Origin of the sequence: Tenacibaculum aquaeponti (assembly GCF_052084715.1) — a bacterium.
Classification (GTDB): Bacteria; Bacteroidota; Bacteroidia; order Flavobacteriales; family Flavobacteriaceae; genus Polaribacter.
On sequence record NZ_CP197288.1, the window covers coordinates 3,528,468 to 3,545,860 of the forward strand.

Sequence of the window (17,393 nt, forward strand, 5' to 3'; positions counted from 1 at the left end):
GGTTAAAAGAGCATTATTATTGCCATAATTATCATTATAGCATTTTCTATAAAAGTAGCTTCTGTCATAGGGAGTTTTAAAGCAGTACCTAAACAAGCGCAACGAATCGATTTCTTATCTAGTAAAGTTTTTGTTACTCCAATAGTTGTAATTCCTAAAATTAATAAAGTTAGTATTAAGGCTACTTTTATTTCAAAACGAAGTAGAAACATTAAGCCTAAAAAAGTTTCAATAAAAGGATACAATTTAGCATATATAGGAACTCGCTTTGCTAATGGATCATACATTCTAAAACTATCTGGGAAACCTTTTAAATCTAACATTTTAAAAAAACTAAATACGATATAAAATAGTCCCATAAAATCGAACATAAAACCACTCCAACTCCAGTTTTTATAATGAATTAATATACTAGAAACAGAAATGTATAATAAAATTAAAAAAAGAGGCTTTAATTGTTCGATTTTACTTTTACCCAGATCTATTTCATCATCTACAAAGGTATTTGTAGGTTTATTTTTAACAGATTTTTTTTCTGAAATAGTGTATTTTTCAGGTAAAGCATTTTGTAATTCTAATATATTAACATGCTTACTCATTGTTATTTCAACTTCCTTGTTTTTTAAATTCACATTTACATTGGTAATGTTTTCTATATCAATTAAGCTATTTTCTACGTTAGCTTTACAGCTTCCGCAAGACATACCATCTATGTTATATATATGTTTCATTTATTCTGAATTAAATAATTAATAATAGTACTTTGTATATAGTAATCGTGTACTGCTTTGATTTGATTAAGTTGAAGTTTTAACTGTAATTCTTGAATATCGAGAACATCGTTAAAGTCAATAGTACCAGTTTGATAACTTTTAACAAGTATGGTTTCTGCACTTTTGGCTTGTTTTAAGTTTTTGGTTTGTGTTTTGTAACTTATTTTTGCAGATAAACGGAGATTTAGAGCTTTGTTAAGTAAAGTTTCTAATTTATTAAGACGTTCTTGTTTCTGTACATTTAATTCTTCTTGTTGAATTTGATTTTGTTTAGTTTTAGAAGTATATTTTTTATTGAAAATAGGAATTGAAAGGGTTACCATTGGCATAACAATATCTTTTCCATTATCGTTAAAATTCATATTAGGTCTTTGGATAACATTAATATAATTTAATCCAAAGCCAATCATAGGACTACTTTCTTTTTGGTTTAAGAGTTCAGACTTTTCAATTGATTGGTATAGTTTATCATATTTTATTAATTCAGGATGAAATTGTAAACTGTCAATATTTATTATTTGGTCTTTTAATGGAATTTTTAACTCAGAATCTATATTTATAAAAATACTTTTATCTCTGTTTAATAATTTGTTAAGTGAAGTTTGTTCTGTTGAAAAATATTGTTCTAAAATTTCTTTTGATTGATTTAAATCATTTTTTCGAATTTGTAAACGTAAAACATCTACAGTTGATGCCGTTCCTACTTCTATTGATTTTAAAGCCATAGTTTCGTAGGTGTTTAATAAGTTTATGTTTTCGATTAAAACTTTTTGCTTAGCTTTAATTGTATGTAGATTGTAATAAGCGGTAGATATTGAAGCTATTAATTTTCGTTTAGCAATTGTAATGTCTTCAAACTTACTGTCTGCTAACGAACTTACATAATTTTCTCGTGAACTTATTGTACCAAACCAAGGTAACATTTGATTAATAGAAACTTTAAAGCGTTGTGCACCTGTTCGTGTTTCTGGTTCACTAACAAAATATCCTAAACCTATATTGGTGTTGGGTAAAGAGTTAACTTCATTTACTTTTTCTGAAATTCGTTTGTATTGTAATTCAAACTGTTTAATTTTAGGATTGTTTTCTAAGCCTTCTTTAATAAAAAATTGTAATTCTTGTGCTTTAGAAAAACAATTAAAAACTAAAATAAATACAAGTGCTAATATGTTTTTAGTTTTCATTATTTCTTTTCTTTTTTAATAAAAATTCTTCTCGTAAACAATATAAAACAGGTAATAAAAAATACGAGGTAATATCTATAATCATACCACCAAATGCAGGAATAGCCATTGGTATCATAATATCACTTCCTCTTCCTGTAGATGTTAATACAGGTAGTAATGCTAAAACTGTTGTTGCTGTTGTCATTAAACAAGGTCTAATACGTTTTTCTCCAGCTTCTATTACTGATTTTCGTATGTCAAATTCTGTTGCAGGTTTATTCTTATTAAAAGTTTGCTTTAAATAAGTTGCCATTACAACTCCATCATCAGTAGCAATACCGAATAAGGCAATAAAGCCTACCCAAACTGCTACACTTAAGTTAATTGGTTGCATTTGAAATAAATCTCTAATATTCTGCCCTAAAAAACTGAAATTTAAAAACCAAGATTGACCGTAAAGCCACATCATTATAAATCCGCCTGCAAATGCTACAACGATAGCTGTGAAAACCATTAAAGACGTTGTGGTTGAACGGAATTGAAAATATAAAATGATAAAGATGATGAGTAATGCCAACGGAACAACTATTGTTAAAGTTTTTTCAGCTCTTATCTGGTTTTCATAAGTTCCAGTAAATTGAAAGTTGATACCTTTTGGCACAATTAATTCACCACTTTTTATTTTTTGTTGTATAGTTTTTTGTGCATTTTCAATAACAGTAACCTCTGCAAAATTGTTTAGTTTATCGAATAACACGTAACCAATTAAAAAGGTATCTTCACTTTTAATAACTTGTGCGCCTTGTTCGTATTTAATACTTGTTAATTCGCTTAGAGGTACTGGATTTCCATTTTTAACAGGTACATAAATTTGCTCTAAATCATTTGGAGTGTTACGAAGTTCTCTCGGATATCGTACACGTACTGTATAACGTTCTCTACCTTCAATAGTTTGTGTTAAAGGTATACCCCCAACAGCAACTTTTAATACATTTTGTACTTCTTGTATAGAAATTCCATAACGTGCAATTTTTTCTCTATTAATATCAATTAATAAATAGGGTTTACCAACTATTCTATCAGCAAATACAGCTTCTTTTTTAACTCCTACAACAGATTTTAAAATTGTTTCTAGTTGTACTCCAAAAGTTTCAATTTCTTTTAAATTTTGCCCTTTTACTTTTATTCCCATTGGTGCTCGCATACCTGTTTGTAGCATTACTAATCGTGTTTCAATAGGTTGTAATTTTGGCGCTGAGGTAACACCAGGTAATTTTGTCACTTTAACAATTTCATTCCAAATGTCATCAGTAGATTTTATATGTGGTCTCCAATTACGATAAAATTCACCATTTCTATCTTCAATTAACTCATTAGTAGAAACATTAGAATAAAATATTTCTGAAGTAAGATTTGTTAAATTTGGATTAGCGACAGTTTTACCATTTTTTAGCACAAACAATCCATTGTTATTTACTTGATAGCGTTGACGTTTTCCTTTAGAATTAACTTTGTATTCTGGTTTGTAGATAATTACATTTTCGTACATTGAAAGTGGTGCAGGATCTAAAGCAGATTCTGTTCGTCCGGCTTTACCAACTACTGTTTTAATTTCAGGAATATTAGCAACACTCATATCTAATTGTTGTAATACACGTTTGTTTTCTTCAACTCCTGAATGTGGCATAGATGTAGGCATGAGTAAAAAAGAGCCTTCATTTAAAGAAGGCATGAATTCTTTGCCTGTATTTTTAAAGATTAAAAAACCAAGAATAGTAATTGTTGTAGGAATAGTTAAAAAAAGTATTTTATTAGCTAATGCCCATTGTAAAATCAAACTATAATACTTCCGTAGTAAAGAAAAAACACCTAATAACCCAAAACAGATAATTGCTACAAATAATACGTTAAAAAGTAAGCTTTTTTCTAAGCCAAAAGGTCTCCAGTATTCTGCTAATAATAAGATAATTAATATAGTTACAATAATAATATTTATGAGGTTGGTTTGTTTATCTGAAATTTTACCTAATAACTTTGAGATACTAGTAATTCCAAAAGCAATTAAAAATATACCTAACCACTGCTCAAGGATGATAGAAAATACTCCTAAAGTTGTTAATATGATATTAATCAAAAAAGAAAGGTTTTTAGAACTACTTCTTCTTTTAAAAATAATTGCAGCAAAAGGAGGAATTAAGAATAAAGCGACCAACAAGGCCATAATTAGCGCGAAGGTTTTGGTGAAGGCTAATGGACTAAACAATTTACCCTCGGCACCAATCATTGTAAAAACAGGTAAAAAACTAATAATGGTTGTCATTACAGCCGTAACTATAGCACCAGATACTTCAATTGTAGCATTATATACTACAGTATTAATAGGGAGATTATTTTTTTCTAAATGATTTAAAATGTTTTCAGATAAAATTACACCAACATCAACCATTGTTCCTATAGCAATAGCAATTCCAGATAGGGCTACAATATTAGCATCAATGCCAAAAGCTTTCATCGCAATAAAAACCATTAAAACAGCAACTGGTAATAAACTTGAAATTAATAAAGATGCTTTTAAGTTATATACCATTATAATAATTACTAAAATCGTAATTAGTATCTCTAGTGTTAATGCTTCATTGAGAGTGTTTAATGTTTCTTGAATTAATTCAGAACGATCATAAAAGGGAACAATGGTTAGTTGTGAAGTTGTTCCATCTGCTAATACTTTTGATGGTAATCCAGAACTTAATTCTTTTATTTTTTCTTTAGTATTATTAATTACTTCTAAAGGATTTGCACCATATCGAGCTACAACAACTCCACCTACGACTTCTGCACCTTCTTTATCTAAAATTCCTCTACGTGCTTTTGCGCCGATTGAAACTTTAGCAATATCTTTAATTTTTATAGGTGTAAAATTGGTAGAGGAAACCACTGCATTTTCTATATCTTTTATAGATGTTATATAACCTAAGCCTCGAACTAGATATTCTACTTGGTTAATCTCTATAGTTTGTGCTCCAATATCTTGATTACTTTGTTTAACAGCTTTTACAACTTGTTGTAAATCTATATTGTACTGACGCATTAATTCAGGATTAACGTCAATATGATATTCTTGAATATATCCACCAATAGATGATACTTCAGATACACCACTAGCAGATGACAAAGCGTATTTTACATAGTAGTCTTGTATGCTTCTTAGTTCATGTAAGTCCCAACCCCCTGTTACGTTTCCGTTTTTGTCTCTACCTTCTAGTGTATACCAGTAAACTTGCCCTAAACCTGTTGCATCTGGTCCTAAAGTAGGATTTACACCGTTAGGTAATAGGTTGTTTGGTAGTGAGTTGAGTTTTTCGAGAATACGAGAGCGACTCCAATAAAATTCAATATTTTCCTCAAAAATTACATAAATACTTGAAAAACCAAACATAGAAGAACTTCGAATAGTTTTTACTCCTGGTATTCCTAATAAGGATGTGGTTAAGGGATAAGTGATTTGATCTTCTATATTTTGAGGAGAACGTCCTTCCCATTTTGTAAATATAATTTGTTGGTTTTCTCCAATATCAGGAATAGCATCTACTGCGACAGGAGCATTAGGTAGAAATCCTGTATTCCAATTAAAGGGTGCGGTTATAATTCCCCATCCAATAAATATGATGAAAATTAAAACTGAAAAGAGTTTATTTTCTATTAAGAATTTGATGCTTTTGTTGAGCATAAAAATGATTTTAAACAATTAGATATAGGTATGTTAAATACCTTGTATAAGAAAAACTCCATTGAGTTTTCAAAGGATAGGTTGTCTAAATGTTTGTAATCAAATTAAATATACTTCGTCAAGAACCTGAATGTCTTTAATAACGAGTGGAGGTGAGTAATCTTTAAAAGGAATTACTTTGTTGTGTAATCCTACAAATAAATTAATATATGAATAATAAAAAGATAGAACGAAAAGTTGTTTATTGAAAGATACTTTGTCAAGTGAAGTTTTCTTTAGGTTATTTTGACCTTCTACTAGCTGTGTGATATCTTTACAACAGTTTTTCTTGGTAATAGAACATCTTTCATTATCTATTTCTTGCGTTATTTCCATTCCGCAAGTTTTTGCTTTATTAAAATAGCTTGTATTTACCAATGTATCACCACAAAAATGACTATTGATAGTAAACGACATTGTAGAAAATACTACTACTAATGCCATTAAAATAGATACTATTTTATTTATAAGTATGTTCATTTGTTACGAAACAAAATTACAAATATTATATAACTAATGGAAAAAGAATTATTTAATTCGCTAATTATTATGCTAATTTTAACTATAATGCAATTAATAGATTACAGATAAATTAATTGTTAAAAACAATTTAATGTTTTTAGTTTTTATATCTAGAGGTAATTGAAAAAATAGGATTTTAAACTTTATTATATAATAAAAAACTCTTCAGAATATGAAGAGTTTTTATAAATTATTTTAATATACCTAAATGAATAATTCTACTACCAGTTTGTCCAATAGGATTGGTGCTTTTACCAATAACAATACCGTCTTCTGGTGCAAAATATTCTTTTAAAATTGTACCGAAAACATCTCTTACTGTTGCTATTAGATCTCCTTTTTTTAAAAGTTGAGTTAATTCACAATGAACTTGAATTATACCACCAACTTGACTGTAAATCCAATATGATTTTTTACAAATTAGTGCTTTTTGCTCTGCTTTGTCTATAGGGTCATCATACATACTTAAAAAAGAAAGAGTATTATAAACACCAGTTAAGCTTGATCGAATCATACCTTTTTGAAATTTATCAGGATCTCCAACTTCAACAGTGATGGCATCAATACCTAAGTCAGCAGCAGCACCTCTAAGAGTTCCGTCTTTTGGAGGAGCGTTAAGTATTATTTGGGGGTTTTGAATTAAAGCTAGTTGTTTTGCTATTTTAGAAGATAAATCTGCTCTAATGTAATAAGAATTTACCCTACCAAAACTAGCAGTATGTAGGTCTAGTAAGTAATCGAAGTTTTTAATAATTCTATTTATAATTCTATTAGCATAAACTTTACTTCTATTGCCATCTTTATCACCAGGCATAATTCTATTTAAGTCAACACCATCAACAAATCTTCTCTCATTAACTAAAATTGAGGGAACATTAACAACAGGAATACCGATTATTGTTCCAGAAAGTTTTTCTAAGTTAATAGAATTAAATAATCGTTGTATTACAGACATACCGTTTAGCTCATTACCATGAACTACTGCTGTTATTCCTAGTACAGGGCCATCTTTTATTCCTTTGCCTATAATTACAGGAACGTAAATTGGTTGAGCAATTCCGTTAGAAACTAAATGTATCCAACGATGCGATAAAGAATTATTATCATATTCATTTAGTTTAATTTTTTTGATGATTGGAATTTTTTCGAATTTAGCCATTATATTATTTCTTTAATTAAAGAATCATCATCGTTTAAAGACTTAAATAATTTGTGTTTAAACCCCCCTTTTTTATTCAGTAATTGAATAGCCATTTTATCTATGGCAATAGAAGTTAAAACAGTTTGAATATAAGCTTCGATTAAATCGTCTAACCCTATACCTAAATTATTAAATTCTTTTCTTTCCATTAATAAGAGTCTATTTGTATCTGAACCCCAATCACCATTTTCTTTTTTATAAGATAAATTTGTTCCTAAAATATCCCATGAAGCTTTACCGTCTTGTAATGTGTCTTTTAAAGGAGCTTTAGCTCTTCTTGAATAAATAGAAATAGGTTTGTATCCTTCTTTGGTAGCATGAATCATCATTCTAAAATCTAGAACAAATGACTGTCCTTTTTGGTTAGGAACTGTCCCTACATGATAATACTTTCCTTCCGACGTAGTGGAGCTCCAATTATAGTTTCCTACTAAACTTTGAACAATGAATTTATTATAATCAAAATCCATTTTCATAAAATTATCTAATTCTTCTTGGTTAACTATAGTAAAAACTCCTTGTCCTGCATTACTATAGGGAATTTTTACAACAGCTTTACCACCTAGATTATCAACCCACAAAGGGACTTCATTTTTGTTAACATCCCAAATTGTATGAGGAGTTATAATTTTTAAATTTTTTTGTTGTAATTCAGAATTATAAAAAGAATATGCTTTTGAAGCAATTAATTTATTTCTTCCTCCTGCTAAACAAACAATAGTTGGATTAATGATTTTAGTTTTTGAAGATATAGGTAGACGATTCCATGGTTTTTGAGTTAAATATCTAAAAACTAAATCTAATTGTATCCATTCTCCGTTAATGTTTAAACGAATAAAATCTCCAGAAATATCTATATGATTTTTATCTAAGTCATTATAGTAAGGAACAAGGTAAACCTTTTTATTTAGCATATCTGACATGGCATGAGCATAACCAGAAGCTTCCATATAATTTTTGTCGTAAATAACAGCTACAGCATTATTTATTTTCTTTTTAAGTAAAGGTTTAATAGTGTGTTCCATAAACTTTCTATATCCACCTTGTTCTTTAAATTCATTTAAAAGAGGCATAGATTTTTGTCCGGAAGGACAAGAATTATTTTCTATAATTACCATTTGTCTTTTACCTTTTTCGGTAGTAACATGTAGTAAATCAGCTCCTGATAGATGATAATATTTTGGGTTATAACTCAAAATCTCTTTTAAATCGTTTGAGTTTACCTTAGGGTTTAAATGGCAGTAACGTTTTACTATTCTATCATTAGTTAAGTTTAAAAAATAACTAACCATTGGATGTATAGTTGCATTTAAAGATTTTTCATACCAGTGATTTTCAGATTCAAAGGTATTTGGTTCTATAATTTCAGTGTACTTAATCACGAATTAAAATATGTATTACTTTTTACAATTAAATTTTTTATAATAGAAAAAATTAAAATCAATTCAGTTAGAATCGTGTAAGAATTGATTTTAATTTTTAAATGAAGTTTACTAGCTGTTACATGAAAATCTCATTAGATTTTTTAAAAGTTTTGAACTCAATGTAATAGCCATTAGGATCTTGAACAATGAAGGTGTTTTGTTCACCGTTTTTATCTTCAAAGAAGGTCTTTTTTATAATCGTGTCAAAAGACCATTGTCTATTTAAAATTTCATAAATATTTTCCCAAGCATCATGATCTAAAACAACACCAAAATGAAAAGAAGGTAACTTCTCATTATCTAAAGAATAGAAAGGGAATTGAAAATCGAATTTTTCTGATAAAACAAATGTTACTTGATGACCAAATAAATTGATATCAACCCAGTTATTGGTTTTTCTCCCAATTTTTAAATCTAATTGATCGCGATAGTAGTTTATTGTTTCTTCAATGTTTTTACATGGAAGGGAAATGTGAAAAGAAGCACTCATATTATTTAATCAACTTAATCTCTTGTAATTTAAATACAACAAAATCTTCATCATCTAAATCATCGATGATTTCTTTATAAATAATTTCAAACTTTTTGCCTTTAAATTCATTTGATTTTAAATCGAATTGAACTAATATCATTTTATTAATCTCATCAAAATCAATAATATCATTATTTTCTAAAACAAAAGTATAATACCCATCTTTGTAACCTGCATATACACCGAAAGCAGACATGCTTTGTTCTGTACTGTAATAATTCATGTTTAAGTTTTTAAATTAAAAATCGTTATCAGTAAAATCATCAAGATTATTTTCATCAAAAGAATTTTCATCTTCCATATAATCATCCATAGTTTTTTCAAGTTTTCTGCTGATTTTCACTAAATAAATAGTGTCATCAGTTCTTACTTCTACAGCACTAATGGTTTCTCCTTTCGAATTTTGAAAAGAAATAATGTCATCGTAGTCATATCCATCTGGATACTTTTCTATCAGCAAGTCTAATATATTTGCTGTTAATTTTTCATAATCAACAATTATTCGTTTCATAAGAGTTACATTTTTAATATATAAGCAAATATTAATGGGGCTACAATAGTAGCATCACTTTCTATAATAAATTTAGGAGTATCTATATCTAGTTTTCCCCAGGTAATTTTTTCATTTGGAACGGCTCCAGAATATGAACCATAACTTGTTGTAGAGTCCGAAATTTGACAGAAATAACTCCAAAAAGGTGTGTCTTCTCTCTCTAAATCTTGATATAGCATTGGTACTACACATATTGGAAAATCACCTGCGATACCTCCACCTATTTGGAAAAATCCTATACCATTTTTAGAATTTTTTGTGTACCAATCGGCTAAGAAAGTCATATATTCAATCCCCGATTTCATGGTAGACGCTTTAAGTTCTCCTTTTACCACATATGAAGCAAAAATGTTACCCATTGTAGAATCTTCCCAACCTGGTACAACCATTGGTAAATTTTTTTCGGCTGCGGCATACATCCAAGAATCTTTAATATCTATTTCATAATATTCCTCTAAAACTCCAGAAAGCAAAAGTTTATACATGAATTCATGAGGAAAATAACGTTCACCATCTTCTTCCGCATCTTTCCAAATTTTGAAAATATGTTTCTGTAATCGTCTGAAAGCTTCTTCTTCTGGAATACAGGTGTCTGTTACACGATTTAAACCTTTTAGTAATAAATCCCATTCATCTTGGGGTGTTAAATCGCGATAATTTGGTACACGTTTGTAATGCGAATGTGCAACCAAATTCATAATATCTTCTTCAAGATTGGCTCCTGTACAAGAAATAATTTGAACTTTATCTTGTCTAATGATTTCTGCAAAGATTTTACCTAACTCAGCTGTACTCATAGCCCCAGCTAATGATACTAGCATTTTCGAACCATCTTCTAATTGTTTTTCGTAAGCTTTAGCAGCATCAACTAAAGCTGCTGCATTGAAGTGAAGAAAGTATTTTTCTATGAATTCAGATACTGGATGTGTATTAGTATTCATCATTGTCTTTGAATTTTGTTAGTTTATTAAAAGGTGAATCGTTAGTGTCCTCTTCTTCATAATTATCATCTCCATCATTAGAGTTAAATTTATAACTCAACATTTTATAATATAATTTAGCAGCTAAAAAATCTGAAGATTTATCCTGCTCGTTAGGACATAATTCAACAATATCAAATCCTACAACATTTTTTTCTTCAAATACTTTTCGAAGAAATTCTAAGGTTTCATACCAAAATAATCCTCCAGGTTCTGGAGTTCCAGTACTAGGCATTATAGAAGGATCAATAGCATCTAAATCAAAAGTGATAAAAACATTTTTACCAAGTTGTTCAATAACATCATCCATCCAATATTCATTAGTCGCCATTTCATGAGCAAAGAAGATTTTATCTCTGTTCATAATACGGGTTTCCGATATATCCATACTTCTAATACCCACTTGAACTAGATTTGTATTTTGATTTGCCTCGTAAACTGCGCAAGCATGATTACAAGAGCTTCCTTCATATTCTTTGCGTAAATCTGCGTGAGCATCAATGTGTAAAACAGTTAAGTTATTAAAACATTCATTAAAAGCTCTAATGGAACCAATCGATATAGAGTGTTCTCCGCCAAAAAGAGTTACAAATTTATTCTTGTTGATATATCTTTTAGTGACTTGATGTACTTCTTCAACCATAGCTTCAGGAGAAGAATCTTCGGTTATCGGATTAGCTAAATATATTCCTTCTTTGTACACTTCACTATTGGTTTCTATATCGTATAGTTCCATGTTTTCAGATGCTTGCAAAAAAGCTTCTGGTCCTTTATCGGATCCTTTTTGCCATGTGCTAGTTCCATCATAAGGAACAGGTATTAAAACTATTTTAGCGGTTTCTAATTTCCCATATTTTTCAGGAATATCTGCATAAGTTCTATTCGTTTTCATATCCTAAAATTGAAAGTAATTCTTCACTTTTTTGTTGTTCTTTAAATAATTGAGTTGTAATATCTCCGTTTTGGTTTTTTGTTATCAGAATGTGTTTTGGGTGTGGAATTAAACAGTGTTGTAATCCTCCAAATCCCCCGATAGATTCTTGATAAGCACCAGTGTTAAAAAAACCAATGTATAATGGTTTTTCTTTCTCGTATACTGGTAAATAAATAGCATTAACATGTTGTTCTGAATTGTAATAGTCATCACTATCACAAGTTAAACCTCCTAATAATACACGTTCATATTTATGTTCCCATTTATTTACAGGGAGCATGATAAAACGTTTGTTAATTGCCCAGCTATCTGGTAAAGTAGTAATGAATGATGAGTTTATCATGTTCCATTTTTCTCGATCATTTTGCTTTTTTTGATACAAAACTTCGTATAAAGCACCTCCGCTTTCACCTACGGTAAAACTTCCAAATTCTGTAAAAATGTTAGGAGTTTGAACATTTTCTTCATCACAAGCAGTTTTAATTTGATTGATAATTTCTTCAATCATATATTGATAATCGTATTCAAAAGCTAATGAGTTTTTAATAGGAAAACCTCCACCAATATTTAAACTATTTAAAGTAGGGCATACTTTTTTTAATTGAGTGTATACTTTTAAACATTTTAATAATTCATTCCAATAATAAGCGTTGTCTCTTATTCCTGTATTGATAAAAAAATGTAACATTTTTAATTCTACTTGAGGATTGTTTGCTATTTCTTTTTCATAAAAAGAAACTATATTTTTGTAGCCAATTCCTAAGCGACTTGTATAAAATTCGAATTTAGGTTCTTCTTCAGAAGCAATTCTAATTCCAATATTAAGTTTACTTTTTGTTTCTTCTAAAAGTAAATTTAGTTCTTCATAGTTGTCGATTATAGGAATACAATTTTTATGTCCTCCTTCAATTAAGCTGACAATGTTAGCTATATATTGATCTCTTTTAAAACCATTGCATAAAACAAAGGCATCTTCTTTTAATCTTCCTTGTTTTTTTAATGATTTAACAATATCAATATCAAAAGCAGATGAAGTTTCTATATGGATGTTGTTTTGTAATGCTTCATCTAAAACGTACTTAAAGTGTGAGCTTTTTGTACAATAAGAATAGTTGTATGTACCTTTATAGTCATATTTTTCCATAGCATTTTTAAACCACTTCTGTGCTTTTGTAATGTTTTCGGAAATTTTAGGTAAATACGTGAATTTTAATGGAGTTCCATATTGTTTAATTAACTCCATTAAATTGATACCATGAAAAAACAAATCTTCATGTTTTGTTTGAAATTCCTCTTGTGGAAAATCAAAAGTTTGTTCGATTAAATCTTTATATTTAGTATTCATTTAATTTCAATTAAAATTATAGATAACAAACCCTTTAGCTATCTAATTGCTTGATTTGATATAACCAAAATTGAAATTGAGGTACTAAACTCTAAGTTCTAAATACACACCTCGTAAACGAAGATTTTGAAGTGTGTTTAAAGTAAGATCGGAAGAAACCTTAATTTTTTCGTTGTGTTTCTCAAACACAAAACAATTTTTTATCTTCCTTAAAAAATTGTTTACGAAATAAGTAAAACTTAACATTTTATTTTACCATAGGTAAATCAAATGTAAACTTTTTTTAAATACAAAATAATAATTATTGCTTTTTTGCATTATAATATTTTGATATAAAAAACCGCTAATCCATTTTTCAGAATTAGCGGAATAAAGATCAAAAAAAATTCTCCCGGTTTTTTTTGATTAATTATCTATTTCTTAATAAGTTTTTTCTTCATTATAATTTCATCACCTTCTTTAATATGTATGAAATATATTCCTGAAGCTTCTGATTTTGGTGTTATTATTTTACTACCATTAATATCTTTCATGCTTTTTTCTTGGAATACAATTCTCCCATTTACATCATATATGATGATTTCTATCGGCGCGCGAATATACATTTTTTTCATAGAAATAGTAATGTAGTTTGTAAATGGATTTGGTTTTATTTCAAAATCATTAACAGATAGTGTAGGAGGGTAGTTAAGATTATTTTTAGAATAAGATCGATTAGTTATAGTTTCACAGGTATTCAAAAATTTCCATTCGCTAGATGTTTTCTCAAATAAATTACCTTGGTAAACCACTTTTGTACCTATTGAATATCTCACACCACTTTTCCATTCAGGAATACTCGAGCAAACGTTTGGATTAGTAGGGTTTTCATTTGTTGTATAGGAAACAATTAATCGAGCTGCTTTTCCAGATCCGCCTTCGTAAGAATCTGCGACACGTTTAGCAGAAGTGTTTGTTAAACTTATTCCTTTACCTTTAATAATGAAACTAAGATTGTTTCCAGAAGCCCATTCACTTTTATTTACTAAACTTTGAACCATCGCTTTTAAGTTTGGGGAGCGTTGTGCGCTTCCATTTTGACCACTAGACCAAGAACTAGGACTCCAAACTATTTTTGAATTAAAAGTGGTTCTTGAAGAAACATTATTAGAATTAGAGAAACTAGGAGAGTTACTGTTATCGTGTAAACTTATTTCAAGTTCGGCATTAGTACTATTGCTCTCATCTGCATTAAACTGTATATAAGCATTAGAAATAGTTGCATTTTTGGGAAGGTTTACATTCGTAAAACGTAAGCCAATTTTTTGATATCCATTATTATTATAGCTATCATAAACAAGCTCTAAGTCACTACTATTAGTGTAAATTGAACCGTTTTCACTTTCTTCAACATCATCATTCCCAGAAGCAATGGCAACTTCAATAGTTTTAAGATCGTTATCAGAATCTCCGTCTCCAGAAGTATTCCTGTTTATGGTAACAACACTACCGTTTGAGGGATTCCAAATATCTAAATTAGAAGGAATTTGAAAAGGATTACTATTAGAAACAGAACCGACATCTGCAGCATTGTCTACACGAATAGTTCTGATTTCAATTTTTTTTTCATCAACAAATATCCATTTAAATTGATTAAATCTCCCTGAATTACGAGTCCAATCTTTATTATCATCATTAGAACGTAATGGAGCTCCCCAACAACCTTCACCAGCATATACTGTTCCGTTAGTGTTGTCTCTTACAAAACCTTCATCATTTCCAGAACTAGTAGAAGGTCTAACTGGCCAAGTAGTTTTTACTGTATGTGCATCGCACTCTACAACTAATTGTACTTTATTGTCATAAAAAGTACGTGCCCAATTACTGTATTGACTATTTCCTTCTGATTTAAAACGAACGTGCGGACGCATAGGTTTGTGGTATTGAGCAATTTTCCATTTTGTACTTGAGTTATTTGCTAAGTCACTACGCAACCAACTTGTTTGATTTCCTGAAATAGAAATTTCTGTATTTAAAGTATAAGTTCTTACTAAATTATTCCCAAAAGTAATAGCATAGTATATATTTGAAGAGGGTGTGTCAAAAAGGTTATAAATACTATTATTACTATCTTCATGATTACCTCTTGCAGTAATAATAGGAAACATTCTTCCGTCTGAGGCAATAGTTAATTGCCAGTCATTAAACCAAGTTTGCCATTGACTATTAGTGTCGTCATCTGTCATATCTCCACCAAATAAAACTGCATTTGGTTTTAATTTAGAAACTAATAAGTTAGCATTTCTTCTTGGAGTTCTGTTGTTTCTAGAATCTCCACCAGCAATAAAAGAAAGTTTACTGTTATCTGAAGTAGCAGTCTTAAACCATAACCTTTTGCTTACTCCTTCACTATCTCTAATTACAAAATAGTAAGCAGTATTAGGGTTTAACCCTGTTAAACGGACAAAATGGTTATTCATTCCTTTATAAAAAGAAGTTCTACTAGGTGAAGCAGAATAAGGATAATTACTATAATTTGTTCCATAATCTGTAGTTCCAAAATATACTTGTGGGTTACTACCTGAAATTTGATTCCATCCAATAACGATAGAAGTAGCTGGATTTCCTCTTAATGTTAAACGATATTTATCGTTGCTAGCATTAAGATTGAATCCTACTAATAAAAGAATTACTAATGATAAAATTTTTTTCATTTTGAAGTAGGGGTTAATTGGTTAAGTTGCAACGAATGTATAAAACTTATAAAATGATTTATGTTGATTTTCAATTGTTAATTAAAAATTAAATCACTTAACTATTACTTCAAGTAAATTTAACATCTCCGTTTTTATCAGTTAACATTGTTTACACTTAATTTGGGGTATGAATAAAATTAATCTCCTTAAACTATCTGTTTTTTTTATTTTTATTGGTAGAGCTTGGCAACATCTTTTTTGGGATGCTCCTTATCGAACTTTTTTCTGGGATGAATCTCTTTTAAAGCCTATAATTGAAAATTGGTTTGGTGTTTCTTGGAGAATTTATGCTACAAGTAGTACTACTGATTTTTTAGTACAATCATTAATTATAGGAAAAGGGTTTTTATATGTGATGGCTGCAATTTCAAGTTTGTTAATTACAAAGTCTAATAAAAAAATATTAAAGATTCCAATATTTATAGGAGGAGTAAGTTTGGTTATTTTAACTATTCTTTTAACCAAAGAAAAATTTTATCATTTTGCTCAATTTTTCGAACATAGTATTCAATTTGGTTTGCCGTTTGTTCTATTGTATTCTTTAAAAGAAGGTTATAATAAACAAAAACTAATTGTCATTTTAAAAATATTAATTGTAGTAACATTTTTCTCTCATGGTTTGTATGCTTTTGGAGTGTATCCTGTACCGGGGAAATTTGTAGATATGGTAATAAATATCTTTGGATGCTCTGAATCTTTTGCGCTTTCATTTTTATATATAGCAGGAATTTTAGACTTTGTTATAGCGGTCTTGATTTTTATTCCGAAGTTAAGTAAGTATGTATTGATTTATGCAGTAGTTTGGGGCTTGTTGACTGCTTTGGCTAGAGTAGCCGCTAATTTTTATTGGGATTTTCCTATACAATCTCTTCATCAAAATTTGTATCAGGTAATATATAGGTTACCTCACGGTATTACTCCATTGATAGTGTTAACTGGTATTGTAGTTTATTTAAAACAGAAAAAAACTTTAAAAATTAAAGAAATTACCGGTTGAAATTTCAAATTTATATCACTTTAATCATTGTAACTATTGGTGTTATCTTTATATTAAGTTCATTCGTCTATAAAACCCTGTTTTTTATTAAAGTAATTTATAATTTTAAATTGTTTAAATAACAATCCCCAAAATTATAAGTTATGATCACCAATACAATGCTATTAAAAAAGTTGTGTTTTAAGAACGCAGATAGAAAAATGATATTAGAATTAATTAAATCTGAAGACTTTTTCAAAAAAGAAAGTATACTAAATAATAAGGAATTTGAATATTTACTGAGGTTGCAGATTAGTAATTAATTTAATAGTTGTGTTCTTATACACAGACATTAATCTTCTTAAGTTTTTTGAAGAGTACAAATTTTATTTTTTTTCTGAAATTTAAAATAGTTACTATTTCTACGACCCTTAGCTTTATGCTAAATATCACTCGTATAGTTTTGATCTAAAAAGTAAAGCAACT

At 29.0% G+C, this 17,393-nt stretch carries 14 protein-coding genes; 1 reads left to right on the plus strand and 13 read right to left on the minus strand.

Going from position 1 to position 17,393, the window contains the following annotated elements; translation table 11 throughout:
• Positions 1 to 2: 2 nt before the first annotated feature.
• From ACSIGC_RS16155 to ACSIGC_RS16215, 13 genes are all read right to left on the minus strand, one after another.
• Positions 3 to 731 carry a heavy-metal-associated domain-containing protein gene (locus ACSIGC_RS16155; RefSeq protein ID WP_442265810.1) on the minus strand — a complete coding sequence of 243 codons (729 nt, stop codon included), beginning with the start codon at positions 729 to 731 and terminating at the stop codon, positions 3 to 5.
• Positions 728 to 1,957 carry a TolC family protein gene (locus ACSIGC_RS16160; RefSeq protein WP_442265811.1) on the minus strand — a complete coding sequence of 410 codons (1,230 nt, stop codon included), beginning with the start codon at positions 1,955 to 1,957 and terminating at the stop codon, positions 728 to 730. The genes ACSIGC_RS16155 and ACSIGC_RS16160 overlap by 4 nt, the downstream gene beginning before the upstream one ends.
• Positions 1,947 to 5,666: an efflux RND transporter permease subunit gene (locus ACSIGC_RS16165; RefSeq protein WP_442265812.1), complete on the minus strand. Its 3,720-nt coding sequence runs from the start codon at positions 5,664 to 5,666 to the stop codon at positions 1,947 to 1,949. The genes ACSIGC_RS16160 and ACSIGC_RS16165 overlap by 11 nt, the downstream gene beginning before the upstream one ends.
• Before the next feature lie 99 nt (positions 5,667 to 5,765).
• Positions 5,766 to 6,185, minus strand: a complete 420-nt coding sequence (locus tag ACSIGC_RS16170; RefSeq protein ID WP_442265813.1) for an HYC_CC_PP family protein — start codon at positions 6,183 to 6,185, stop codon at positions 5,766 to 5,768.
• Between the two features lie 232 nt (positions 6,186 to 6,417).
• A complete protein-coding gene (locus ACSIGC_RS16175; protein WP_442265814.1) occupies positions 6,418 to 7,386 on the minus strand; it encodes a succinylglutamate desuccinylase/aspartoacylase family protein in 969 nt (322 codons plus the stop codon).
• Positions 7,386 to 8,810, minus strand: coding sequence for a hypothetical protein (locus ACSIGC_RS16180; RefSeq protein WP_442265815.1), 1,425 nt, complete (start codon positions 8,808 to 8,810; stop codon positions 7,386 to 7,388). Before ACSIGC_RS16180 ends, ACSIGC_RS16175 begins: the two co-directional genes overlap by 1 nt.
• 118 nt (positions 8,811 to 8,928) lie before the next feature.
• Positions 8,929 to 9,342, minus strand: coding sequence for a VOC family protein (locus ACSIGC_RS16185; protein ID WP_442265816.1), 414 nt, complete (start codon positions 9,340 to 9,342; stop codon positions 8,929 to 8,931).
• Position 9,343: 1 nt separating this feature from the next.
• Complete coding sequence (locus tag ACSIGC_RS16190; protein ID WP_442265817.1) at positions 9,344 to 9,607, minus strand: hypothetical protein; 264 nt, start codon at positions 9,605 to 9,607, stop codon at positions 9,344 to 9,346.
• A gap of 15 nt (positions 9,608 to 9,622) precedes the next feature.
• Positions 9,623 to 9,895 carry a hypothetical protein gene (locus ACSIGC_RS16195; protein WP_442265818.1) on the minus strand — a complete coding sequence of 91 codons (273 nt, stop codon included), beginning with the start codon at positions 9,893 to 9,895 and terminating at the stop codon, positions 9,623 to 9,625.
• Positions 9,896 to 9,900: 5 nt separating this feature from the next.
• On the minus strand, positions 9,901 to 10,881 hold the full coding sequence (locus ACSIGC_RS16200; RefSeq protein ID WP_442265819.1) for a deoxyhypusine synthase family protein: 981 nt from the start codon (positions 10,879 to 10,881) through the stop codon (positions 9,901 to 9,903).
• Positions 10,868 to 11,809, minus strand: coding sequence for an agmatinase (gene speB / locus ACSIGC_RS16205; protein ID WP_442265820.1), 942 nt, complete (start codon positions 11,807 to 11,809; stop codon positions 10,868 to 10,870). Before speB ends, ACSIGC_RS16200 begins: the two co-directional genes overlap by 14 nt.
• On the minus strand, positions 11,796 to 13,196 hold the full coding sequence (locus ACSIGC_RS16210) for an arginine decarboxylase (protein WP_442265821.1): 1,401 nt from the start codon (positions 13,194 to 13,196) through the stop codon (positions 11,796 to 11,798). The genes speB and ACSIGC_RS16210 overlap by 14 nt, the downstream gene beginning before the upstream one ends.
• A gap of 413 nt (positions 13,197 to 13,609) precedes the next feature.
• Complete coding sequence (locus ACSIGC_RS16215; protein ID WP_442265822.1) at positions 13,610 to 15,889, minus strand: fibronectin type III domain-containing protein; 2,280 nt, start codon at positions 15,887 to 15,889, stop codon at positions 13,610 to 13,612.
• Between the two features lie 169 nt (positions 15,890 to 16,058).
• Here ACSIGC_RS16215 and ACSIGC_RS16220 point away from each other — a divergent pair, with 169 nt between their 5' ends.
• Positions 16,059 to 16,928 carry a hypothetical protein gene (locus tag ACSIGC_RS16220; RefSeq protein WP_442265823.1) on the plus strand — a complete coding sequence of 290 codons (870 nt, stop codon included), beginning with the start codon at positions 16,059 to 16,061 and terminating at the stop codon, positions 16,926 to 16,928.
• Positions 16,929 to 17,393 lie beyond the last annotated feature (465 nt).